General features: G+C 62.2%; 25 protein-coding genes and 1 pseudogene. 21 read left to right on the top strand and 5 right to left on the bottom strand.

The window, feature by feature from the left end:
- The first annotated feature begins 15 nt into the window (after nt 1–15).
- The 4 genes from X735_RS164780 to X735_RS164795 all read left to right on the top strand — a co-directional run bounded on the left by X735_RS164780 (nt 16) and on the right by X735_RS164795 (nt 3,727).
- Nucleotides 16–282: a DUF2277 domain-containing protein gene (locus tag X735_RS164780; protein ID WP_023808623.1), complete on the top strand. Its 267-nt coding sequence runs from the start codon at nt 16–18 to the stop codon at nt 280–282.
- Nucleotides 283–321: 39 nt separating this feature from the next.
- Complete coding sequence (locus X735_RS164785; RefSeq protein WP_023808622.1) at nt 322–1,242, top strand: pirin family protein; 921 nt, start codon at nt 322–324, stop codon at nt 1,240–1,242.
- A gap of 129 nt (nt 1,243–1,371) precedes the next feature.
- Nucleotides 1,372–3,285 carry a 1-deoxy-D-xylulose-5-phosphate synthase gene (gene dxs, locus X735_RS164790; protein WP_023808621.1) on the top strand — a complete coding sequence of 638 codons (1,914 nt, stop codon included), beginning with the start codon at nt 1,372–1,374 and terminating at the stop codon, nt 3,283–3,285.
- A gap of 148 nt (nt 3,286–3,433) precedes the next feature.
- Entirely contained in the window at nt 3,434–3,727 is a 294-nt protein-coding gene (locus X735_RS164795; protein ID WP_023808620.1) for a hypothetical protein, read from the top strand.
- 89 nt (nt 3,728–3,816) lie between these two features.
- Here X735_RS164795 and X735_RS164800 read toward each other — a convergent pair whose 3' ends face one another.
- A complete protein-coding gene (locus X735_RS164800; protein ID WP_348625572.1) occupies nt 3,817–4,944 on the bottom strand; it encodes a GNAT family N-acetyltransferase in 1,128 nt (375 codons plus the stop codon).
- Between the two features lie 20 nt (nt 4,945–4,964).
- A complete protein-coding gene (locus tag X735_RS164805) occupies nt 4,965–5,960 on the bottom strand; it encodes a sterol desaturase family protein (protein WP_023808618.1) in 996 nt (331 codons plus the stop codon).
- Nucleotides 5,961–6,285: 325 nt separating this feature from the next.
- Here X735_RS164805 and X735_RS164810 point away from each other — a divergent pair, with 325 nt between their 5' ends.
- Nucleotides 6,286–7,050 carry a TlyA family RNA methyltransferase gene (locus X735_RS164810; RefSeq protein WP_023808616.1) on the top strand — a complete coding sequence of 255 codons (765 nt, stop codon included), beginning with the start codon at nt 6,286–6,288 and terminating at the stop codon, nt 7,048–7,050.
- Nucleotides 7,047–8,288, top strand: a complete 1,242-nt coding sequence (locus tag X735_RS164815) for a class I SAM-dependent RNA methyltransferase (protein WP_023808615.1) — start codon at nt 7,047–7,049, stop codon at nt 8,286–8,288. Before X735_RS164810 ends, X735_RS164815 begins: the two co-directional genes overlap by 4 nt.
- Nucleotides 8,289–8,484: 196 nt before the next feature.
- On the opposite strand, the gene tldD is transcribed toward X735_RS164815, so the two are convergent.
- Together tldD and X735_RS164825 are read right to left on the bottom strand one after the other, a co-directional pair.
- Nucleotides 8,485–9,897 carry a metalloprotease TldD gene (tldD, locus tag X735_RS164820; RefSeq protein WP_023808614.1) on the bottom strand — a complete coding sequence of 471 codons (1,413 nt, stop codon included), beginning with the start codon at nt 9,895–9,897 and terminating at the stop codon, nt 8,485–8,487.
- Between the two features lie 157 nt (nt 9,898–10,054).
- Entirely contained in the window at nt 10,055–10,609 is a 555-nt protein-coding gene (locus X735_RS164825) for an invasion associated locus B family protein (RefSeq protein ID WP_023808613.1), read from the bottom strand.
- Nucleotides 10,610–10,868: 259 nt separating this feature from the next.
- Here X735_RS164825 and coxB point away from each other — a divergent pair, with 259 nt between their 5' ends.
- The 15 genes and pseudogenes from coxB to X735_RS1000000169545 form a co-directional block, all read left to right on the top strand.
- Nucleotides 10,869–11,885, top strand: coding sequence for a cytochrome c oxidase subunit II (gene coxB, locus X735_RS164830; protein ID WP_032908600.1), 1,017 nt, complete (start codon nt 10,869–10,871; stop codon nt 11,883–11,885).
- A gap of 38 nt (nt 11,886–11,923) precedes the next feature.
- Complete coding sequence (ctaD, locus tag X735_RS164835; protein ID WP_023808611.1) at nt 11,924–13,576, top strand: cytochrome c oxidase subunit I; 1,653 nt, start codon at nt 11,924–11,926, stop codon at nt 13,574–13,576.
- A 75-nt stretch (nt 13,577–13,651) separates the two neighbouring features.
- Complete coding sequence (locus tag X735_RS164840) at nt 13,652–14,596, top strand: heme o synthase (protein WP_023808610.1); 945 nt, start codon at nt 13,652–13,654, stop codon at nt 14,594–14,596.
- 2 nt (nt 14,597–14,598) lie between these two features.
- Nucleotides 14,599–14,757 (top strand): hypothetical protein, encoded by a 159-nt coding sequence (locus tag X735_RS164845; protein WP_013532777.1) that lies wholly within the window; start codon nt 14,599–14,601, stop codon nt 14,755–14,757.
- Nucleotides 14,757–15,389 carry a cytochrome c oxidase assembly protein gene (locus tag X735_RS164850; protein ID WP_023808609.1) on the top strand — a complete coding sequence of 211 codons (633 nt, stop codon included), beginning with the start codon at nt 14,757–14,759 and terminating at the stop codon, nt 15,387–15,389. The genes X735_RS164845 and X735_RS164850 overlap by 1 nt, the downstream gene beginning before the upstream one ends.
- A gap of 1 nt (nt 15,390) precedes the next feature.
- Complete coding sequence (locus tag X735_RS164855) at nt 15,391–16,272, top strand: cytochrome c oxidase subunit 3 (protein WP_023808608.1); 882 nt, start codon at nt 15,391–15,393, stop codon at nt 16,270–16,272.
- Nucleotides 16,273–16,364: 92 nt separating this feature from the next.
- Nucleotides 16,365–16,856, top strand: a complete 492-nt coding sequence (locus X735_RS164860) for a L,D-transpeptidase family protein (protein WP_023808607.1) — start codon at nt 16,365–16,367, stop codon at nt 16,854–16,856.
- 20 nt (nt 16,857–16,876) lie between these two features.
- Entirely contained in the window at nt 16,877–17,263 is a 387-nt protein-coding gene (locus X735_RS164865; RefSeq protein WP_023808606.1) for a DUF983 domain-containing protein, read from the top strand.
- Nucleotides 17,260–18,015, top strand: a complete 756-nt coding sequence (locus tag X735_RS164870) for an SURF1 family protein (RefSeq protein ID WP_023808605.1) — start codon at nt 17,260–17,262, stop codon at nt 18,013–18,015. The genes X735_RS164865 and X735_RS164870 overlap by 4 nt, the downstream gene beginning before the upstream one ends.
- Nucleotides 18,016–18,086: 71 nt before the next feature.
- Nucleotides 18,087–19,097 (top strand): 4-hydroxy-3-methylbut-2-enyl diphosphate reductase, encoded by a 1,011-nt coding sequence (gene ispH, locus X735_RS164875; RefSeq protein ID WP_023808604.1) that lies wholly within the window; start codon nt 18,087–18,089, stop codon nt 19,095–19,097.
- Between the two features lie 5 nt (nt 19,098–19,102).
- Nucleotides 19,103–20,065, top strand: a complete 963-nt coding sequence (locus tag X735_RS164880) for a homoserine kinase (protein ID WP_023808603.1) — start codon at nt 19,103–19,105, stop codon at nt 20,063–20,065.
- 10 nt (nt 20,066–20,075) lie between these two features.
- The gene (gene rnhA, locus X735_RS164885) at nt 20,076–20,606 is read left to right on the top strand and encodes a ribonuclease HI (RefSeq protein WP_023808602.1); all 531 of its coding nucleotides are present in this window, start codon (nt 20,076–20,078) and stop codon (nt 20,604–20,606) included.
- Between the two features lie 193 nt (nt 20,607–20,799).
- Entirely contained in the window at nt 20,800–21,063 is a 264-nt protein-coding gene (locus tag X735_RS164890) for a type II toxin-antitoxin system ParD family antitoxin (RefSeq protein WP_023808601.1), read from the top strand.
- 264 nt (nt 21,064–21,327) lie between these two features.
- Nucleotides 21,328–22,276, top strand: a protein-coding gene (locus X735_RS1000000167035; protein WP_031249521.1) for an IS630 family transposase whose coding sequence is annotated in 2 segments (ribosomal slippage) — nt 21,328–21,663 and nt 21,665–22,276 — 948 coding nt in all. Because the reading frame shifts where the segments join, the coding sequence is not laid out codon by codon here.
- Between the two features lie 6 nt (nt 22,277–22,282).
- Nucleotides 22,283–22,485 (top strand): annotated as a pseudogene (locus X735_RS1000000169545) (type II toxin-antitoxin system RelE/ParE family toxin); the annotation flags it as partial.
- An 8-nt stretch (nt 22,486–22,493) separates the two neighbouring features.
- On the opposite strand, the gene X735_RS164905 reads toward X735_RS1000000169545, so the two are convergent.
- Entirely contained in the window at nt 22,494–22,973 is a 480-nt protein-coding gene (locus X735_RS164905) for a DUF2938 domain-containing protein (protein ID WP_023808597.1), read from the bottom strand.
- Nucleotides 22,974–23,042 lie beyond the last annotated feature (69 nt).

Below are 23,042 nucleotides of genomic sequence, written 5' to 3'. Positions count from 1 at the left end.
GGAGATACGGAAGCGATGTGCAGAAACGTCAAGACCCTGTTCAATTTTGATCCGCCGGCAACCCATGACGAGGTGCGCGACGCGGCTCTTCAGTTCGTCCGCAAGCTGAGCGGAACCACGCGACCCTCGAAGCAGAACCAGCACGCCTTCGACCATGCCGTCGAAGCCATCGCCGCCTCGGCGCACGAGCTGCTCGAATCGCTCGAAACCCACCAGCATCCGCGCAATCGCGAAGAGGTGGCGGCCAAGCTGCGGGCAAAGGCGGCGATCCGCTTTGCCTGATGCGGCCAGGCGGCCTTCGACCACCGACAAGGAGAGTCCATGAGCTTCTTCCCCGGGAAAGACCCTGAGGCAGGCGATGCCTTCGCCAGCGATCAGATCGAATTGATGGTCATCCCGAACGCCAAGGACATCGGTGGTTTTCAGGTGCGCCGTGCCCTGCCGACGGCAAAAAGGCGGCTGGTGGGGCCGTTCATCTTCTTCGACCGCATGGGTCCCGCGGTCCTGCGCGCCGGTCAGGCACTGGATGTCCGTCCGCATCCGCATATCGGCCTGTCGACGGTCACCTATCTGTTCGACGGCAAGATCCGGCACCGCGATTCACTCGGCACCGAAATGGTCATTCAGCCCGGCGACGTGAATTTGATGACCGCCGGCCGCGGCATCGTCCATTCGGAGCGTACGCCGGAGGAACTGCGTGGCGCGCCGATGTCGGTATCCGGCCTGCAGACATGGTTGGCTCTGCCGGACGACAAGGAAGAGGTGGCACCGGTTTTCGAGAATACCGCAGCGCTTCGGCTTCCCGAGATCGAAGCCGAAGGCGTCAACGGGCGCCTCATCATCGGCGATTTCCAAGGATTGCGGTCGCCGGTCAGGGCCGACACGGAGACGCTCTACGCCGACCTGCGCCTGGCGCCCGGCGCCAGCGTGAAAATCCCTGCCGATGCGGAAGAACGCGCCATTTACACGCTGGAGGGCGAAGTCTCGATTTCGGGCGATGTGTTCCCAGCCGAACGGCTGCTAGTGTTCCGTCCCGGTGACGAGATCGTCGTGTCGTCGCAGACCGGGGCGCATTTCATGCTGTTCGGCGGCGCCTCTCTTGGTTCGAAGCGTTACATCTGGTGGAATTTCGTCTCGTCGTCCAAGGAGCGCATCGAACAGGCGAAAGAGGAATGGAAGACGGGCCGCTTCGACATCGTTCCCGGAGACGAGGAAGAGTTCATCCCACTGCCGGAAAGCTGATGCCTGTCACCCAAAAGTGGCAGAACGAAATGCATAGACAAAAGATTAGGGCCTGATCCGCGTCACTGACACGCATTTACTTTCGCCGGCCGGCGGCCTATTCGCCCATCAACCGAAAGCCCGAGCACCGTGAACGCAACGCCGCATACGCCGCTTCTCGACAAGGTCCGCATCCCGGCGGACCTGCGCACGCTTGCCGAAAGTGAACTGCCGCAATTGGCGTCCGAGCTTCGCGCCGAGCTGGTCGACGCCGTGTCCCGCACGGGTGGTCATCTGGGCGCCGGGCTTGGCGTGGTCGAGCTGACAGTGGCGCTGCACTATGTCTTCAACACCCCCGATGACAGGCTGATCTGGGATGTCGGCCACCAGGCCTATCCGCACAAGATCCTGACCGGCCGCCGCGACCGTATCCGCACGCTGCGCCAGGAAGGCGGTCTGTCCGGCTTCACCCGCCGCGCCGAGAGCGAGTACGATCCCTTTGGCGCCGCCCACTCCTCGACGTCGATATCGGCCGGCCTCGGCATGGCCGCCGCCCGCGATCTCTCCGGCGGCCGCAACAACGTCATTGCCGTCATCGGCGACGGCGCCATGTCTGCCGGCATGGCCTATGAGGCGATGAACAATGCCGGCGCGCTCGATGCACGGCTGATCGTCATTCTCAACGACAACGACATGTCGATCGCGCCGCCGACCGGCGCGATGAGCGCCTATCTGGCGCGGCTGGCCTCCGGCAAGGCCTATATCGGCCTGCGCGATTTCGGCAAGAAACTGACGTCCTATCTCGGCAAGCGCGCGGATCGTGCGATCACAAGGGCAGTCGAGCATGCACGCGGCTACGTCACCGGCGGCACGCTGTTCGAGGAACTCGGCTTCTATCACATCGGCCCGATCGACGGCCACAATCTGGAGCATCTGATCCCGGTCCTGAAAAACGTCCGCGACAATGGCGAAGGCCCGGTGCTCATCCATGTCGTCACCCAGAAGGGCAAGGGCTATGCGCCGGCCGAAGCCGCTGCCGACAAATATCACGGCGTCAACAAGTTCGACGTCATCACCGGCGCGCAGGCCAAGGCGCCAGCCAACGCACCGGCCTACACCAAGGTGTTCGCCGAAAGCCTGGTCCAGGAGGGCCGCGAGGACGACCGTATCGTCGCCGTCACCGCAGCCATGCCGAGCGGTACCGGCCTCGATTTGTTCGGTGAAGCGTTCCCGTCGCGCACCTTCGATGTCGGCATCGCCGAACAGCACGCGGTGACCTTCGCCGCCGGCCTTGCCACCGAAGGCTACAAGCCGTTCGCGGCCATCTATTCCACCTTCCTGCAGCGCGCCTACGACCAGGTCGTCCACGACGTCGCCATCCAGAAATTGCCGGTGCGCTTTCCCATTGACCGGGCCGGCTTCGTCGGCGCCGATGGCGCCACCCATTGCGGCGCCTTCGACACCACCTTCCTGGCGACACTGCCGGGTTTCGTCGTCATGGCCGCCGCCGACGAGGCGGAGCTGCGCCACATGGTGCGCACCGCGGCAAGCTATGATGACGGCCCGATCGCCTTCCGCTATCCGCGCGGCAACGGCGTCGGCGTCGACATGCCGGAGCGCGGCTCGGTTCTCGAAATCGGCAAGGGCCGCGTCGTCAAGGAGGGCACCAAGGTTGCATTGCTGTCCTTCGGCACGCGGCTGCAGGATTGCCTGATCGCCGCGGAGGAGCTAGGGGCTGCCGGGCTGTCCACGACGGTCGCCGACGCCCGTTTCGCCAAGCCGCTCGACGAGGATCTGATCCGGCGGCTGGCCCGCTCGCATGAGGTGCTGGTGACGGTGGAGGAGGGCGCAGTCGGCGGCTTCGCCAGCCACGTGCTGCAGTTCCTCGCCCATGAAGGCCTACTGGAAAGCGGCCTGAAGGTGCGCCCGCTGGTACTGCCCGACGCGTTCACCGACCACGCCAAGCCGGAAAAGATGTATGCCGATGCCGGGCTCGATGCTGCCGGCATCGTGCGCACCGTGTTCGTGGCACTCGGGCACACAGTCCACGCCCAGCGCGCCTGAATCAAAGTCTCAATGACTTGAATCGGTTTGCCGGCCAACGATCTTAACGCGTTGTTTACGCTGACGTTTGGCGCTTTGCTTACCGTGTCTGTTGGCCGTTTTTCAATGGCGCCCTGCTAGATCGTGATCAGGCAGGGAGACAACAACAATGAAAACGCTTCTGTGCGGTGCAGCGCTTTGCGCCGTCATCGTCGCGCCGGCCACAGCCGAAACGCGCTATGATCGCAGCCTCGAAAAGGCGGCGATGGGCATCATCGCTGGCAAGATGGGCGACATCCGCGGCGGCTTTTCATTCAAGCAGGTGCCGCAACTGGTGGTTCTGCCGGCCCCTGTTTCCGCGCCTGCGGTTGCCATCGAGCCTGCACGCGAGCAAGCTTCAGGAGGGCGTGAGGATGGGTTGTCTCCAGCCGTCGAGCGTCCGGTTCCGCGAAGCGTATTCTGAGCTGGAGAGCAGCAAGCCTTGATCGGGATTGCCCGATCGTTTCAATGTGCTTGCCGCTGTGCGGGTGATCTAAGAAGGCGCTGGCAATGCTACTCCGCCGCAACCAACTCCGCTTGCTGCGCCGGTTTCTCGGGGCGCCAGGATTGCGCCGCGTGGCGGGCGCGGTCTGCCAGGGCGGCTAGGCGTCCGCGCAGGTTTCGTCCACCCACCACCGACGACAAGGTCACCGAATGCGTCGCAAAGCGGCGCTTGAAATCCTCGCCGCCGCAGAGAAAATCGATCGTGGTCAAGCCCCGGTCAAACGACCACTGGATGTAATCCATCATCAAGACCATGCCTGGCGAGGCCCGTTCGAAGGCCGGATCATAGGTGGTGACGAAAGCCATCATCGTTCCATGCTGCTCGAAATTGATCGATATGGCGATGATCTCGTCTTCGCGTTCGAGCACGAAGATGCGCAGCAATCCAAGCTTGGCCAGAACGGATATGAGTGCCGCCAGCGCGGGGGAACCTTCGTCGAAGAGGTCCGAAACGCGGCCGTGTTTTGCAAGCCATACCCGCTTCAGTGCCGCGACGCGCTCCAGCACCGGCTCGCGGGCTTCGTGCGCGTCCATCAGGCGGAAACGCAGCGCGCCGCCTTCCTCCATGAATTTGTAGCCACGGCGATAGTTTTGCCGGGTTTTTTTCGACTGGCTTTCAAACCATTGTGCGCCGCGTTGCCCGGCGCCGGAAACTCGATAGCTGACCTCGCTGCGGTGGCTTGGCTGCAAGATATTGTCTTGGCCTGGGGCGGCGGGACCGAGCAGGGTCCGGAATCGGGCATCGGGCAACAGACGATTGAGGTAGGCAAGATCGAAGCCGCCATCGTCGAGGATATGTTGCCAGAGTTGCGGCAGGATCTGTGGCTCGGCATCGGGAGCAAGCAGGACATCGCCATAGTCGCAGTGATCTTTCGCCGCCCACTCCAGCATACGGATGCCCGAGCGCCAGAAGGTCGCGAGCGCAATGACGGCCTCGAGGCGCTCGCCGCTCCAGACCATGCCGATCCTGAGACCGCGGCGGTCCTGATGCGGTGTGGTGTGCCACCAGGCCGAGATCCAGTCGGGATGCTGGAAAACGAGGCCGCCGGCGCGTTGCCAGAGCGCTGCCCAGGCGGGCGCGATTTCTGCCAGTCGCGCTGACGACGTCGCAATTTCGATCCGGTGCGTTCGCGGCATCCGGAACACGGCGGGTCCGTTCATGGCTTGCCCCCTTGCGGCGATTGCTGTGGCTCGGGCTTGTCGGTGCGGAAATGTCTGGCGATCTGCCGCCACATCCGCTTCAGCGGCAGAACATAGAGGCCTGCGAGCGACTGGTAGTCGCGCACGTTGCGTTCGATCAAACCGAACTTGAAGTCCTCGTCGGGTCTGGGAACGCATAGCGTTCCGAAGAGCCGATCCCAAAACGAGAAGAGCAGCCCGAAGTTCTTGTCGTAGTGGCGCGGGTCGGTGCTGTGGTGCAATTGATGCCAGTGCGGACACAGGATCAGATTGTTCAATGGTCCAAACGAGATCTTGAAATGCGTGTGCCTGACGAAATCCATCATCAGGATGTTGCGTATGATGTAGACGTTGACGCCGAAGACCGTCAGCTCGACGAGGTTCAGCGACACCAGCGACCAGATCCCGAAGCAGATGCCGGGAATGACGCCGTCCCAGGCCCGGTTCATCAATTCGTCGAGCGGGTGGACGCGATCCTTGGTGATGCCGACCATCACCTCGGCCGAATGGTGGACCTTGTGCAGTTCCCAGAGCACCGGGTAGCGGTGCTGGGCGACGTGATAGAGATAGTACGAAATGTCGTAGGCAAGCAGCATGGTGATGGTGAAGATCGTCACCGTCACCGGCCCTGCCGGTCCTTTGATCAGGGGCGGCTGGATTGCCAGCAGCGTGGAGAGCAACCAGTTCGTCGCATAGCCGACGGCGCTGACGAAGACGACGCCGGCGGGCAGCATGAGGAATGGCATCAGCGCCTTCCGCGTCACCCAGAACAAAAGGTCGGCTTTCGCCGAGGGATGCGTGATGACCTCATGCGGGACTGCGAACTCGAAGAACTCTTTCCAGCTCTTTTTCTCGACCGTGCGCCAGTAGGCGACCAGGGCGCTGACCAAAGCAGTCAGCAACAGAAGTCCGGTCGCCAGCAGGCCGGCGCCGGAAATCCGGTCAAGAACCTTGTAGACGATATCGCTGGCCATTTCCAAGGTTGCCGCCTCTCCATCCGGGTTTTCCGGTCGTCGCGGTCATAACATTGAAGTCCTCAAGCAAATGCGATGAAAATTGGTTAAGAAATCATGAGGCTTTCTAGGTGTTTGGTATTTATCCGCAGGCGGCGAGACCCCATGCTTCGGCGGTCATCCGTCTCAACGGGCGTAACGCATGGATATTCATAAGGATGGTCGGCGGGACGGAACGCCTCACCATCGTCACGGTGCAAGATGCTGGGTGTGACGATGGAACGGGAGACGAAATGCTTCCATCTGGCGCTCTTGCCATCGTCGTCGGCTTTCGCCATGAAGGCCGATGAATTCGCCTTTGCCAGCCAGCGCACGCCAGCGGCTCGACGACCTGCTCGTCCAGCGCGGGCTGTTTGCCAGCCGCTCACGTGCCCGCGACGCGGTCGAGCGTGGCACGGTGACCGTCGACGGCGTCATTGCGCGCAAGCCCGGCCAGAGCGTTTTGCCGCAATGCCTTCTTACCATCGATGATCCGGCGCAAGGCTATGTGTCGCGCGCGGCACTCAAGCTGATCGGTGGGCTCGATCATTTCGGCCTCGACCCTGCCGGCTGTGAAGCGCTCGACATCGGCGCCTCGACCGGCGGCTTCACCCAGGTGTTGCTCGAGCGCGGCGTGGCCCATGTCACCGCGGTCGATGTCGGTCATGGCCAGATGCATCCTGATATCGGCGGCGACCCGCGTGTGACGGTGATCGAAGGACTGAACGCCCGCGACCTCGCTGTTGCCGATCTCAGCGGGCGTATTCCGGATTTCATCGTGTCCGACGTCAGCTTCATCTCGCTGAAACTGGCGCTGCCGCCGGCGCTTGGTCTGGCGAAGGCTGGCGCCAAGGCCATGTTTCTGGTCAAGCCGCAATTCGAGGCGGGCCGTGATGCGATCGGCAAGGGTGGTCTGTTGAAAGATCCCTACGACGCCTCTCGTGTCGCCGGCCTGCTGCAGGATTGGCTGGACTCCGTTCCCGGTTGGCGCTCGCTGGGCCTGCATTTGTCGCCGATCGAGGGCGGCGACGGCAATCGCGAATTCCTGCTCGGTGGGATCAAGGACCGATGAGCGCGCGCTTCAGCATCAGGAAACTTGGCGCTCAGGGCGACGGTGTCGCCGAGACCGAGACAGGGGATCTGTTCATTCCCTTCACACTGCCCGGTGAAACGGTTACCGCCGCGCGCGAAAGGGATCGCGCCATGCTGATGGCGGTGCTGGAATCATCGCCGCTGCGCATCGATCCCGCCTGCCACCATTTCACCGAATGCGGCGGTTGCGCGCTCCAGCATTTCGAAGCCGAAGCCTATCGCCAGTGGAAACGCGAAAAGGTGGCGCACATCCTAAAGGGCAAAGGCATCGATTGCGAGATCGGTGACCTGGTCGCCTGCGCGCCGCAGACGCGCCGCCGTGTCGTGCTTGCCGCCCGCCGCACCGATACAGGCATGCTGCTCGGCTTCCATCGCCATCTGTCGCCAGAGATCATCGCCATATCGGAATGCCCGATCTCGCTGCCGGAGATCGTCGCTTCGCTCGATCGGTTGAAGGCGCTCGCCGAATTGGTCTGCGCAACCACCAAATCGTTCCGGCTGGCGGTCACCGTGACCGGTTCGGGTCTCGATGTCGCGGTTCATGAATCCGGCAAGCTGGGGGAGCATCAGCGCCGCATCGCTGCCAATTTCGTCATGGCGCAGGGCTTTGCCAGGCTGTCCATCGATGACGAAATCATCATCGAGCCGAGGAAGCCGGTGGTCATGTTCGGCAGCGTCGCTGTAGCCTTGCCCCCGGGCGCGTTCCTGCAGGCAACCGAGGCCGCCGAACAGGCGATGGCCGATATCGTCGGCGGGCATCTGAAGCGTGCCAAGAAGGTGGCGGATCTTTTCGCCGGTTGCGGCAGTTTTGCTCTGCGCCTGGCCGCGAAGTCGGAAGTCCATGCGGTGGAGGGCGATGCGGCAGCCCTTTCGGCCCTCGACCGTGGATCGCGTTTCGCCACTGGCCTGAAGCGGGTGACGGGCGAACGCCGCGACCTGTTCCGCCGGCCGCTGACGTTCAAGGAGTTGAATGCGTTCGACGGCCTGGTGTTCGATCCGCCACGCGCCGGCGCCGAGGACCAGTCGAAGCAGATCGCCCGCTCGGATGTTCCCTACGTTGCGGCGGTGTCCTGCAATCCGGTGACGCTCGCGCGGGATTTGCGCATCCTGCTCGACGGTGGCTACACCTTGAAAAGCGTCACCCCGATCGACCAGTTCCTGTGGTCGCCGCATGTCGAGGCAGTGGCGCTGCTGGAGAAGCCGAAGAAGAGGCGGTAGATCATTCGCTGGTTTGGCGACGCCGTGCTTCCGCGAGCACGCCCGTTTCTATTTCTCTCAATGTTTTCGACTTGCCTCTGTTGGGCAGCGACCCGAACACATCCTCGGGTCGCGTTGGGGGAAAGACCGGAGCAGGCCGTGTGAGCTGATCGGCGGTTGACTGGAGGCAACGGATTTTTCTCCAGTGGCCATCGCATCAGACCCGCGTGCCGCCGACCGTCATCTGATTCATGCGCAGATGCGGCTGGCCGACGCCGACGGGCACGCCCTGTCCGGCCTTGCCGCACATGCCGATGCCGGTGTCGAGCTTCATGTCGTTGCCGATCATCGACACGCGGTGCATGGCGTCCGGGCCGTTGCCTATCAGCATCGCGCCCTTGATCGGCTGCGTCACCTTGCCGTTCTCGATCATGTAGGCCTCGGTGCAGCCGAACACGAATTTGCCAGAGGTGATGTCGACCTGGCCGCCACCGAAGGAGACAGCATAAATGCCGTTCTTGACCGAGGCGATGATTTCGTCCGGCTCCATGTCGCCTGATGTCATGTAGGTGTTGGTCATGCGCGGCATCGGCTGGTGGGCGTAGCCTTCGCGACGGCCGTTGCCGGTTGCCTTCATGCCCATCAGCCGGGCGTTCTGGCGATCCTGCATGTAGCCGACCAGCTTGCCGTCTTCGATCAGCACATTGCGGGCCGAAGGCGTGCCTTCGTCGTCGACGGTCAGCGAGCCGCGCCGCTCGGGCATCGTGCCGTCGTCGACGACGGTCACCCCCTTGGCGGCGACCTGCTGGCCTAGCAGGCCGGCGAAGGCCGAGGTCTTCTTGCGGTTGAAATCGCCTTCCAGCCCATGGCCGACGGCCTCGTGCAGCATGACGCCCGGCCAGCCGCTGGACAAGACGATGTCGAAAGTGCCGGCCGGGGCCGGTATGGCCTCGAGATTGACCAGAGCTTGCCTGAGCGCCTCCTTGGCGGCGTGCTTCCAGCTGCCCTCGACCAGGAATTCGCCAAACGCCTTGCGGCCACCCATGCCGTAGGAGCCGCTCTCCTGGCGGTCACCATCGCCGACCACGACGGAGACGTTGATGCGGACCAGCGGGCGGATGTCGCGCACCATTTGGCCATCAGCGCGCACGATCTCGACATGCTGCCAGGATGCGGCGAGCGATGCCGAAACCTGCCGCACGCGCGGATCCTCGGCGCGCAGCCAGGCATCGATTTCCTGCAAGAGCTTTGCCTTGGCCTCGAAGGAAGGCGAGGGGATCGGGTTCTCTTCGCCATAGAGATGGCGGTTGGTGCGGGCGGGTGCGGCGGCAAGCGTCCCGGAATAACCGCCCTTGACGGTTGAAACGGCATCGGCCGCGCGCAGCAGCGAAGCTTCGGAGAGGTCGCTGGAATGGGCATAGCCGCTGGCTTCGCCGGCAACCGCACGCAGGCCAAAACCCTGGTCGGTGTTGAAGTTGGCGGTCTTCAGCCGGCCGTTGTCGAACATCAGCGCTTCGCTCTCGCTATATTCGAGGAACAGCTCGCCGTCATCGGCGCCGTTGATGGTCTCAGCGACGATCTGCTTGATGCGATCGTCTGAAATGTCGAATTGGCCGATCAGGCTGTTCATGGCGCGTCCGTTCACAGGAGGAATGGGTCTTTGCCACGATGTAGGCGCGAAGGTGCGCCGAGACAATCGTTCTGCCGCATTGTGAAGACAAAAGCGGTTTGCCAGCAGCCCGCCAATGTCACTTCTGGTTGATGAAGTCGGTGATGTCGCCGGGCTGTCAGGGGAGCGCGGCGAAGCCGTCGGCAAAACCCTTGAGGTCGACCGGGATGCCGATGCCTTCTTCCGGGGTCTGGAAGACGATGAAGGTGGCCGACGTGCCGGTCTTCAGCGTGTCGAGAAGCGGCTTTTCGAGAATGACCTCGGCATAGCAGCCGTCCTGGAAGCAGCGCACGAAATAGGCGCGGCCGATATCCTTGCCGTCGACATTGAGGCCGAGCCCGTTGGGCAAAAGCACGCCGAGCGGCGCCAGCACGCGCAGGATCTCCGCCTTGTTGTCAGCGGTGCGCAGCACCACGACCGACAATCCCATCTCGGGACGGTCCTCGGCGACGACGTTCTGCATCATCACGCATTGTTCCGAGGTGGCGCCGGCCGGTGTGTCGCAGATGATCGACCATGCGCCATGCGTCGAGCGCACGGTGCCGCTCGGCTGCGCGGCGTTGGCCGTGCCGGACACGATCGCGGACAAGCCGATGCCAGACAGGGCGGCGAGAAAGATGACCTTCGCCCAGTTTCTCGAAAACCGAGAGTTTCTCGAAAGCCAGTAATTCATGACGGCTCCATTGCGAATCACGGCACTTTAAGCCGCGCCAAAGCCAAGTAAAGGACGAGACCGCACCAGGTCTGCCCCGAAAAAGCCAATAGGGCGCTTTTCCCTGCCAATTTCGCCCGAATTGCGACGTTCGGCACGTGCGGCCCGCGGGAATGCTGCTGCGGGCTCACTGTAGGCGATTCGGTGCTGCCGCGGCTGCCGCCAAAGGCACATCCGGGCTTGCGCGCAAAAATGCCGCACGGTTTCGTCCGCTCCTTTCTTGCGGAGGGAAAAAGAGTATGGTTTGAACCAGCTTGAAACTGTCGGGATTCCCGTCCCGGCATTGTTCGTTATTCTCGTGAGTACCGCAGCGAGGAACTGGGAGACGATGAGGGCGATGAGAAATTTCCTGGCAAACGCCAAGGTTCCAGCAAGTGCCAAGTTTCTAAGTGCTTGTGCCGCTATCACGTTTTTCGCCGGCGCATCCGCCCATGCCGACCAGCCCAAGAACTGGGAGACAACCTTCCAGGCGCCGGCGACCGACATGATGCGGCAGATCGAGTGGTTCGGAAACTACACAATGTGGTTCATCGTCCCGATCACCATCCTGGTGCTGCTTCTGCTCGCCTACTGCATCGTCAGATTCCGCGCGAGCGCCAACCCGGTTCCGTCCAAGACCAGCCACAACACGTGGATCGAGTTGATCTGGACGATCGGGCCAGTCGTCATCCTGCTGCTCATCGCCATTCCCTCGTTCCAGCTGCTGACCGCGCAATATACGCCGCCGGAAGAAGCAAAGCTGACCGTCAAGGCGACCGGCAACCAGTGGAACTGGGACTACGAGTACCAGACCGAAAACACGCTCTCCTTCAACTCCGCGATCCTCCAGGACGGTGATCGGGCCGGCGCCGGCAAGGAGGACCGCAAGGTCTATCCGCGCCTGCTGGCCGTCGACAACGAACTGGTGGTGCCGGTCAACACCATGACCCGCGTGCTCGTCACCGCGACCGACGTGATCCACTCCTTTGCCATGCCGTCGTTCGGTATCAAGATCGATGCCATTCCGGGCCGCACCAACGAGACTTGGTTCAAGGCGGAGAAGGAAGGTATTTTTTACGGCCAGTGCTCGCAGCTCTGCGGCAAGGATCATGCCTTCATGCCGATCGCCATCCGCGTCGTCTCCGATGCGCAGTTCAAGACCTGGCTGGCGGCAGCCAAGACCGATCTGCCCGGCGCCAACAAGACGCTGATGGCCGAGGTCGACGGCCAGAACAAGGTAGCGGCCGCCGGCAACTGATGCCGCGGGTTAGCAAGATTTAGGGAACGGAGCGGAACATGGCAGACGCTGCAGCTCACGACGGGCATGACCACAAGCCTTATCACGGCTGGGTCCGCTGGGTTTATTCGACCAATCACAAGGACATCGGCACGCTCTACCTGATCTTCGCGATCATGGCCGGCATCATCGGCGGTGCCTTGTCGGTCGCCATCCGCATGGAGCTGCAGGAGCCTGGCATCCAAATCTTCAGCGGCCTGGCGCAGATGGTCTATGGCATGAACGGTGACGCCGCGATCGACGGCGGCAAGAGCATGTACAATGCCTTCGCCACCGCGCACGCCCTGATCATGATCTTCTTCATGGTCATGCCGGCGCTGATCGGCGGTTTCGCCAACTGGATGGTTCCGATCATGATCGGCGCGCCCGACATGGCGTTCCCGCGCATGAACAACATCTCCTTCTGGCTGTTGCCGCCGGCCTTCATCCTGCTTCTCACCTCGATGTTCGTGCCGAGCGCGCCGGGCGCCTTTGGCGTCGGTGGCGGCTGGACGCTCTATCCGCCGCTTTCGACCTCGGGCCAGCCCGGGCCGGCCATGGATCTGGCGATCCTGTCGATCCACATTGCCGGTGCGTCGTCGATCCTCGGCGCCATCAACTTCATCACCACCATCTTCAACATGCGCGCGCCTGGCATGACGCTGCACAAGATGCCGCTGTTTGCCTGGTCGGTGCTGATCACCGCCTTCCTGCTCCTGCTGTCGTTGCCGGTTCTGGCCGGTGGCATCACCATGCTGCTTACCGACCGCAATTTCGGCACCACCTTCTTTGCGCCCGACGGCGGCGGCGACCCGATCCTCTTCCAGCACCTGTTCTGGTTCTTCGGTCACCCTGAAGTGTACATCCTGATCCTGCCGGGCTTCGGCATCATCAGTCACGTCATCTCGACCTTCTCGAGGAAGCCGGTGTTCGGCTATCTCGGCATGGCCTATGCCATGGTGGCGATCGGCGCCGTCGGCTTCATCGTGTGGGCGCACCACATGTACACGACCGGCCTGTCGCTCGACACGCAGCGCTATTTCGTCTTCGCCACCATGGTCATCGCGGTGCCGACAGGCGTGAAGATTTTCTCCTGGATCGCGACGATGTGGGGCGGGTCGATTTCGTTCAAGACGCCGATGCTGTGGGCGCTGGGCTTCATCTTCCTGTTCACCATCGGCGGCGTCACCGGCGTCCAGCTGGCCAATGCCGGCCTCGACCGCTCGCTGCATGACACCTATTTCGTCATTGCCCACTTCCACTACGTGCTGTCACTGGGCGCGGTGTTCGCCATCTTCGCCGGCTGGTACTACTGGTTCCCGAAGATGACCGGCTACATGTATTCGCCCGTCATCGCCAACACCCACTTCTGGGTCACCTTCGTCGGCGTGAACCTGATCTTCTTCCCGCAGCACTTCCTCGGTCTCGCCGGCATGCCGCGCCGCACCATCGACTACCCCGATGCGTTTGCCGGCTGGAATTATGTGTCGTCCATCGGCTCGTATATCTCGGCCATCGGCGTCCTGATCTTCCTCTATGGCGTGTTCGAGGCCTTCCAGAAGAAGCGGATCGCCGGCGCCAACCCATGGGGCGAGGGCGCAACGACGCTCGAATGGCAGCTGCCTTCGCCGCCGCCCTTCCACCAGTGGGAACAGCTGCCGAAAATCAAGTAAGGCGGCTGCCCGCTCGAATACGAAACCGCCGGTCCGCCGGCGGTTTTGGCCAACGGATGATGGACTTAAGTACGCATGGCCCTTGTCGACGACCCATTGATTGACGAAGCGGGCTTTCGCATGTCGGAAGCGACGGCGGGCGATTTCTTCGCGCTGCTGAAGCCGCGCGTCATGTCGCTGGTGGTGTTCACCGCCTTTGTCGGCCTTGTCGCCGCACCCGTGACCATCAACCCTCTGCTGGCGGTGATCGCCATCCTGGCTATTGCAATAGGTGCTGGTGCCTCCGGCGCGCTCAACATGTGGTACGATGCCGACATCGATGCCGTGATGACCAGGACCGCCACCCGCCCGGTCCCGGCCGGTCGCATCCAGCCGCACGAAGCGCTGACCTTCGGGCTGGTGCTGTCGGTGCTGTCGGTGATGACGCTCGGCGTACTGGTCAACTGGCTGGCGGCGACGCTGCTTGCCTTCACCATCTTTTTCTACGCCGTCGTCTACACGATGTGGCTGAAGCGCTGGACGCCGCAGAACATCGTCATCGGCGGCGCCGCCGGCGCCATTCCGCCTGTGATCGGCTGGGCCGCGGTGACCGGGACAGTCAGCCTCGAAAGCATTGTCCTGTTCCTGATCATCTTCCTGTGGACGCCGCCGCATTTCTGGGCGCTGGCGCTGTTCAAGTCCGAGGACTATGCCAAGGCCGGCATTCCGATGATGCCCAACGTCGCCGGCCACGCTTCGACCCGCCGCCAGATCTTCGCCTATGCGCTGGTGCTGGCCCCGGTCGGCGTGCTGCCGTGGCTGCTTGGCTACACCACGCCGTTCTATGGCGTGGCCGCCCTGCTTCTGGGAGTCGGTTTTGTCTGGTACGCGTGGAAAGTGCTTGGCATGGCCGACGATGACGGCGTCATGAAACCGGCCAAGGCCCTGTTCGCCTATTCGCTGCTTTACCTCTTCGCCATCTTCGCTGCCTATCTGGCCGACAGCGTTGTCGAACGCGCGCTTGCCATGGGTGGAGCATGACCATGATCGAGGAAAAGCTCGAGACCGTCACGTTGACCGAGCGTCAGAAGAAGGCGCAGCGCAGCCGTTCTATCGCCATCGGTGTGGCGCTGGCGCTGCTGGTGGTCATTTTCTACATCGCGACGATCGTGAAGTTCGGCCACAATCTGGGCACGATGTGATGAGCGTCGAGACCTCAAAAAAAACGGCTGGCAAGAACGGCAACGTCATCGTCGCGGCTGTCTGCCTCGCCTTTTTCACCGGCATGATCGGCATGGCCTATGCCGCGGTGCCGCTTTACAAAATGTTTTGCCAGGCCACCGGCTATGGCGGCACGACGCAACGTGCCGAGAAGCAGTATGCCGGCCGCGTGCTCGACCGCGAGATCACTGTCCGCTTCGATGCCAACATCGCTGGCGTGCCGTGGGAGTTCCAGCCGGTCCAGCGCTCGATGACGATGAAGATCGGCGAGACCGTGCAGGCGCACTATCAGGCGACCAACAAGTTCGATCGTCCCGTGACCGGCCGCGCTACCTTCAACGTGCAGCCTGAACTGGCAGGTCCCTATTTCAACAAGGTCGAGTGCTTCTGCTTCACCGACACGACGCTGAAGCCCGGGGAGACGCTGGACATGCCGGTGCTGTTCTACGTGGACCCCGACATCGTCAATGTGCCGGAGCTCAAGGACGTGAAGACGATCACTCTGTCCTACACGATGTTCCCGGTCGAGAAGACCAAGCCGGTCGCCTCCTCGGAGCCGGCCGAGGGCAACAGCAAGACAATTTCGAATACCGAAGCAAATCTCGGGGGTTGATATGGCAGACGCGCACGCAAAACCACAGCATGACTATCATCTCGTCGACCCGAGCCCGTGGCCTTTCCTGGGATCGGTAGGCGCACTTGTCACCGCCTTTGGCGGCGTCTGCCTGATGGAGTACCTGAAGGGCGGCTCGTTCCCGATCTTCGGCTTCAACATCGCCAATCCATGGCTGTTCTTCATCGGCCTCGTGATCATCCTCTACACCATGTTCGCCTGGTGGTCGGACACCATTAAGGAAGCGCATGAGGGCCATCACACGCGTGTCGTGTCGCTGCATCTGCGCTACGGCATGATCATGTTCATCGCCTCTGAGGTGATGTTCTTCGTTGCCTGGTTCTGGGCCTATTTCGATGCCAGCCTGTTTCCGAGCGAAGCCCAGCAATATGCCCGCACCGCGTTTACCGGCGGTGTCTGGCCGCCGAAGGGCATGGAAGTTCTCGATCCTTTCCATTTGCCGCTCTACAACACCGTCATCCTGCTGCTGTCCGGCACCACGGTGACCTGGGCGCACCATTCGCTCATCCATGGCGATCGCAAAGGCCTGATCAACGGCCTGGTGCTGACTGTTGGCCTCGGCATGCTGTTCACCATGGTGCAGGCCTACGAGTACATGCATGCTCCGTTCGCCTTCAAGGATTCCATCTATGGCGCCACCTTCTTCATGGCGACCGGCTTCCACGGTTTCCACGTCATCATCGGCACCATCTTCCTGTTGGTCTGCCTGATCCGGGCGATGAAGGGTGATTTCACCCCCAAGCAGCATTTCGGCTTCGAGGCGGCCGCCTGGTACTGGCACTTCGTCGACGTGGTCTGGCTTTTCCTGTTCGCCTCGATCTACGTCTGGGGATCGGTTGGCGCGGTGATCGAGGGCCACTGATCCTGGCCTGAGGAGTTTTCGTTTCGAGAAGGCGGCCGCGGCAACGTGGCCGCCTTCTTCTTTTTGGCGCAATGATCGCTGATCGATAGCCGATGCGGCTGACAATTTTCCGGGCCATTTGCGCATTGATGATCGCGGCACTCCCGGCCTTTGCCGGCGAGAAGGTGGATCTGGTGCGTGTCCACAAAGCCGAACGCCGGCTGGAACTCATCGGCTACGGCAAGATCCTGCGCAGCTACGGCATCGCACTCGGCGGCGATCCTGTGGGGCATAAGCACCAGGAGGGCGATCAACGCACGCCCGAGGGGAACTATGTCCTCGACTGGCGGAACCCGAACAGCATCGCGCACAGGTCGATCCATATTTCCTACCCCAACACCGACGATCTGGCGGCCGCCAGGGCGCGCAATGTCGACGCGGGCGGCATGATCATGATCCACGGCCAACCGAATGGTTATGGCTGGTGGGGCTGGCTGCTTCAATTGGTCGACTGGACCGACGGCTGCATTGCGGTTACGGACTCCGATATGGACGAAATCTGGGCGATGGTGGCCGATGGCACACCGATCGAGATCGAGCGGTAAGCATGAGCGACGACGCTCCCATGAGTGAAGACAGGGCGATCTGGCCGCCGATCGATCCGATCTCGGCCGGCCTGCATGGCCGCTGCCCGCGTTGCGGCGAGGGGCGGTTGTTCTCCGGCTTCCTCACCGTCGGCAAGCGCTGCGTCAATTGCGGCCTCGATTATTCCTACGCTGATGCCGGCGACGGGCCGGCGGTGTTCGTGATCCTGATCATCGGCTTTATCATCGTCGGCCTGGCGCTCTGGGTAGAAGTCACGCTCAGCCCGCCGCTCTGGCTGCATCTGCTGGTCTGGATTCCGCTGGCTGTCGTGCTGTGCTTGACGGCGCTGCGGCTGATCAAGGGCGTGCTGCTGACGCTGCAATACCGCAACAAAGCGGCCGAGGGCCGGCTGGATCGCGGCGAATGAGCGAGGCTTCCGTTAAAACTGACGGTCGTTCGCGACCGCGATCGGCATTGCTGCTCGGCCTTGGCCTTATGCTGTTCCTGATCCTGCTGGTGCTCGGCACCTGGCAAGTGCAGCGCCTGTATTGGAAGGAAGGCCTTCTGCAGACCATCGACCAGCGTACCCATTCGGCGCCCTTGCCGTTGGTTGCGGTCGAGAAAGAGTTCGCCGCCACCGGGGATGTCGACTATACGCCGGTTACCGTCACCGGCACGTTCCTGCATCAAGGCGAACGCCATTTCTACGCAACCTGGGAAGGTGACGCCGGCTTCAATGTCTACACGCCGCTGGCGCTCGACGACGGCCGCTTCGTCCTGATCAATCGCGGCTTCGTGCCTTACGATCTGAAGGACGCCGCCAAGCGCGCCAAGGGACAGGTGACTGGCAGAGTGACCGTGACCGGGCTGGCCCGCAACCCGCTGCCGGCGAAGCCGTCGATGATGCTGCCCGACAACGACGTGGCGAAGAACATCTTCTACTGGAAGGACCGCGACGTGATGGCTGCGAGCGCCGGTCTGCCGGCGGGCGCCGCGCTGGTGCCGATCTTCATCGACGCAGACAAGACGCCAAACCCGGGCGGCTTGCCGGTTGGCGGCGTCACCATCATCGACCTCCCGAACAGCCATCTGCAATATGCGATGACTTGGTACGGGCTTGCCGCGGCGCTCGCAGCCGTGCTCATCCTGCGGCTTCGCCGTCCCGCGAAAGACGAATGAACGCGGCTGATGCCCTTGACAGGGCAGGGGTGCGCACCTCATTTCGGCTTTGATCAACCGGCCCGGATTTAATGCTTCAGACAACCACCAAACCACCTCTGACGATCCGGCTCTGCCAGCCGCGCGGTTTCTGCGCCGGTGTCGACCGTGCCATCCAGATCGTCGTGCTGGCGCTGAAGAAATATGGCGCGCCGGTCTATGTCCGCCATGAGATCGTGCACAACCGCTACGTCGTCGAGGGGCTGCAAAGCCTTGGCGCCGTCTTCATCGAGGAACTCTCCGAGATACCGGCCGAACATCGGCAGTCGCCCGTCGTGTTCTCGGCGCATGGCGTGCCGAAATCGGTGCCGGCGGATGCGAAGGCGCGCAATCTCTTCTATCTCGATGCCACCTGCCCGCTGGTGTCGAAGGTCCACAAGCAAGCGATGCGCCATCAGCGGCTCGGCCGTCATGTGCTGTTGATTGGTCACGCCGGCCATCCCGAGGTGATCGGCACCATGGGCCAGCTGCCGGACGGAGCGGTGACGCTGATCGAAACCGAAGCCGATGCCGCAAAGCTCTCGCCCGCCGATCCGCAGGCGCTCGGCTTCGTTACCCAGACCACATTGTCGGTCGAGGACACCGCCGGCATCATCCGCGCCTTGCAGGATCGCTTTCCGGCGCTGCAGGCACCGGCGGCGGAATCGATCTGCTATGCCACCACCAACCGCCAGGAAGCCGTCAAGGACACCGCGCCGGGCGCCGATCTCTATCTGATCGTCGGCGCGCCGAATTCCTCCAATTCGCGACGACTTGTCGAAGTCGCGGAGCGTGCAGGCGCCACCATGTCGCTTCTCGTGCAGCGCGCCGCCGAGATTCCGTGGAATGACATCGGCAACATCTCGACGCTCGGCCTGTCGGCCGGCGCGTCGGCGCCCGAAATCATCGTCGACGAGATCATCGACGCGTTCCGGCAGCGCTTCGATGTCACGATCGATCTGGCCATCACGGCCACGGAAACGGAGGATTTTCCGGTCATGCGGGTATTGCGCGATGTCGAACTGACGCGGGCCGACATGGCCTTCGTCAATGGAGCCGCGTAAGCCACATGGCGGTCTACACCGACGTTGCGGAAGGCGAACTCGGCGCATTCCTGAAGCACTATCCGGTCGGCGATCTCCTGTCCTACAAGGGCATCGCCGAAGGTACCGAGAACTCGAACTTCCTGCTGCACACCTCCAGCGGCTCCTACATCCTGACGCTCTATGAGAAGCGCGTCGAAAAGGCGGATTTGCCGTTTTTCCTGGGGCTAATGGGCCATCTCGCCAACAAGGGCGTGTCCTGCCCGCTGCCGGTGACCGCGCATGACGGCAGCGTCATCGGCACGCTCGCCGGCCGGCCGGCGGTCATCATCACCTTCCTGGAAGGGCTTTCGTTGCGGCGGCCCACAGCAACGCATTGCGCCGAGGTCGGCAAGGCGCTGGCGCAATTGCATCTGGCCGGCGCCGATTTTTCGATGACGCGTCCGAATGCCCTGGCCATCGACGGCTGGCGCAAGCTCTGGGATGCAGCGCGCGATCGCGCAGACGAGGTCGAGCCGGGTCTGGCCGCCGAGGTCGATGCCGACTTTGCCGATTTCGAGCGCAACTGGCCCAAAGACCTGCCGCAAGGCATCATCCATGCCGATCTTTTCCCCGACAACGTTTTCTTCCTCGGCGAAAAACTGTCCGGCCTGATCGATTTCTATTTCGCCTGCGACGACCTCTACGCCTACGATGTCGCCACCTGTCTCAACGCCTGGTGCTTCGAGAAGGATTTTTCCTTCAATCTCACCAAGGGCAAGGCGCTGCTCGCCGGCTACCAGAGCCTCCGGCCCCTGAGCGACCAGGAAAAGGCTGCGCTGCCGATGCTGGCGCGCGGTTCGGCGTTGCGCTTCATGCTGACCCGGCTGTACGACTGGTTGACCGTTCCCGATGGCGGGCTGGTGATGAAACGCGATCCGACCGAATACATCAGAAGGATGCGGTTCCACCGGGCGATCAAATCGTCTTCGGAATATGGATTGGCCTGATATGAGTATCATGAGCAAACAGGTTGAGATCTTCACCGACGGCGCCTGTTCGGGCAATCCCGGCCCCGGCGGCTGGGGCGCGATCCTGCGCTTCAACGGCACCACCAAGGAGCTTTCCGGCGGCGAAGCCGAGACGACCAACAACCGCATGGAACTGTTGGCCGCCATTTCGGCGCTGAACGCGCTGAAGGAACCGTGCACGGTCGACCTTCACACCGACAGCAAGTATGTCATGGACGGTATTTCCAAGTGGATCCACGGCTGGAAGAAGAACGGCTGGAAGACCGCCGACAAGAAGCCTGTGAAGAACGGTGAACTCTGGCAGGCGCTCGACGAGGCCAACAAGCGCCACAAGGTCACCTGGAACTGGGTCAAGGGCCATGACGGTCATGTCGAGAACGAGCGCGCCGACGAGCTTGCGCGTGAAGGCATGGCACCGTTCAAGAAAGGTCCGTTCAAGCCTGCAGCCGCGCCAAAGCCTGCTGCGCCGGCCAAACAACCGGCAATCGCGAAAGTGCGGCGCTCGACCCAGAGCTATTGAATTTCCGGAGCGGCGCGGCTAGGCGCGCATCGCGTTATCAACGGTTGACGGCCGACGACAGGCTGCCTTGACCAGCGTCCAGCGGACGTAAGGCCTTTGGTGGCGTCGCAGTTGCTCCAGAATACGGAGGGAGTAATATTTCCTACCATAGAGCAAAATGCGATAAGGAAACGGGCGTGGCAAACGTAGAAAAATGAGCGTGGCTGTGACCCCGCAACAAGCAGCTGTGATGCGTGAGGCTGTCGAGGCGGGCGAGTATGCCACCGCAAGCGAGATTGTGCGTGAAGCGGTGCGGGATTGGCTGGCCAAGCGTGAACTTCGGCACGACGATATCCGCCGGCTAAGGCACCTGTGGGATGAAGGCAAGGCAAGTGGGAGGCCGGAGCCTGTGGATTTCGACGCGTTGCGAAAGGAAGCTCGGCGAAGGCTGGCGGAAGCCTCGCGGAATGACCGTTAGGCTGGTCTGGTCACCCGCGGCCAAGGCGGACCTCATCGACGTCTACGTGATGATAGGCAGCGAAAACATACGAGCGGCCGATCGCTATTATGATCAACTAGAGCGATTCCTATTTTGAGAGAATCGTAGGATTCCCAAAGCCGGATGTTTGTGATTCAAGATGCTGGCTGGATTGGAGGCCAGNCTATTTTGAGAGAATCGTAGGATTCCCAAAGCCGGATGTTTGTGATTCAAGATGCTGGCTGGATTGGAGGCCAGCATCTGATGACGCGAGCGCTTTCAAATGATCTTCGTGAGCGTGCAGTAGCGGCGGTTGGCGACGGGGAGACCTGCCGTGCGGTTGCCTCGCGCTTTGGCGTTGCGGTTTCCTCTGTAGTGAAGTGGTCGCAGCGTTACCGTGCCACTGGCTCGGTGGCGCCGGGCAAGATGGGCGGACATCGCAAGCGCGTCCTTGAGCCGCATCGGGCCTTCATTATGGAGCGGCTTAATCAGACCTCTGAACTGACGCTGCGTCGGCTGAAGGACGAGCTGGATGCTCGCGGGGTCAAGGTCTCGCACAATACGGTGTGGCTGTTCCTGCGCCGCGAAGGCCTGAGCTTCAAAAAAAACTCTGTTCGCCCTTGAGCAGGCGCGTGCCGATATTGCCCGCAGGCGCCAGCGATGGCGCTCTTGGCAAAGCGGTCTCGATCCACAGTGCCTGGTCTTCATCGATGAGACCTGGATCAAGACCAACATGGCTCCACTGCGAGGTTGGGGGCCGAAAGGCAAACGGCTGCGCGGCTTGGCTCCACACGGCCACTGGCGCACGCTGACCTTCCTCGGTGCACTACGCTGGGACCGGCTCGCAGCACCTTGCGTCTTCGACGGACCGATCAACGGCCAATGCTTCCGTGCTTATGTCGAGCAGCAGCTCATCACCGTGCTGAAGCCCGGCGACATCGTGGTCATGGATAACCTGGGAAGCCATAAGTCGGCGGCCATCAGGCAGACGATCAAAGCTGCCGGCGCCAGGCTTTGGTATCTGCCGCCCTACTCGCCGGACCTCAATCCGATCGAGCAGGCCTTCGCCAAGATCAAACACTGGATGCGACAAGCTCAGAAACGCACCGTCGAGGACACGTGGCGCCACATCGGCCACCTCGTCGAAACCATCGAGGCAGCCGAATGCAAGAACTACTTCGAAAACGCAGGCTACGCTTCCGTCAAAATATGAAACGCTCTAGAAGCGCGGGCCTTGCAGCTGGCAGACCATCCGCGCATGGGTGTTAGGCACCCGATATCAGGTCTTCCGTACGGATGCTGGTGGAGGCGCCGTTTGTACTGCTCTACGAAACGATTCCGGACACGGATGATGGCCCTGTTGAGTGGGTTGAAATCGTCCGTGTGGTGGACGGCCGGCGGGATCTGAACCGTTTATTCTAGCGAGCTGTTTATCGGATCAGCAGCGCTGTACCCCAAAGCCCGAGCGCGAACACCGTATGCGACACCAGGTTCAGCGCACGGATCAGCATCGGGTTGGGCCGCTTCGAGGCGGCCCAACCGGCGCCCATGCCGGGTGCCAGTAGGAACCAGCCGGCGCCAACGGTGACGATGCCGAGGATGAAGGCCGGCAGGAATGTCGGCGCGGCAAGCCAGCNGCCCGCTCCGGCCAACACCACCAGGATGATGCCGTAGACGATGCCGACAAAATAGTGAAAGGCCCAGCCCAGCGCCTTTTCATGCGCGTAGGGCGCTGCACCGCCGATATCATCGTGAAAGACCTTGTCGCGGAGATGCCAGACCCAGCGACCGACCGGCCCCCAGTTCGGCCGTGGCTGCCCGAACGCCTTGTGCAGGAAGATGGCCCAGAGATCCATCGCCACCGTAGCGCCGATGCCGATCGCGATAGCACGCCAGAACATGTCAAACATCGAGGTCCCCCCAAAGGCAATCCCTGGAATACAAGGGCGATCGTCGGGCGGCGGCAACCGTTGCGGTCC

Origin of the sequence: Mesorhizobium sp. L2C084A000 (assembly GCF_000502875.1) — a bacterium.
Lineage (GTDB): Bacteria > Pseudomonadota > Alphaproteobacteria > Rhizobiales > Rhizobiaceae > Mesorhizobium.
The sequence above is the reverse complement of the archived record's forward strand: the minus strand, read 5'-3'. Positions and strand labels throughout refer to the sequence as shown.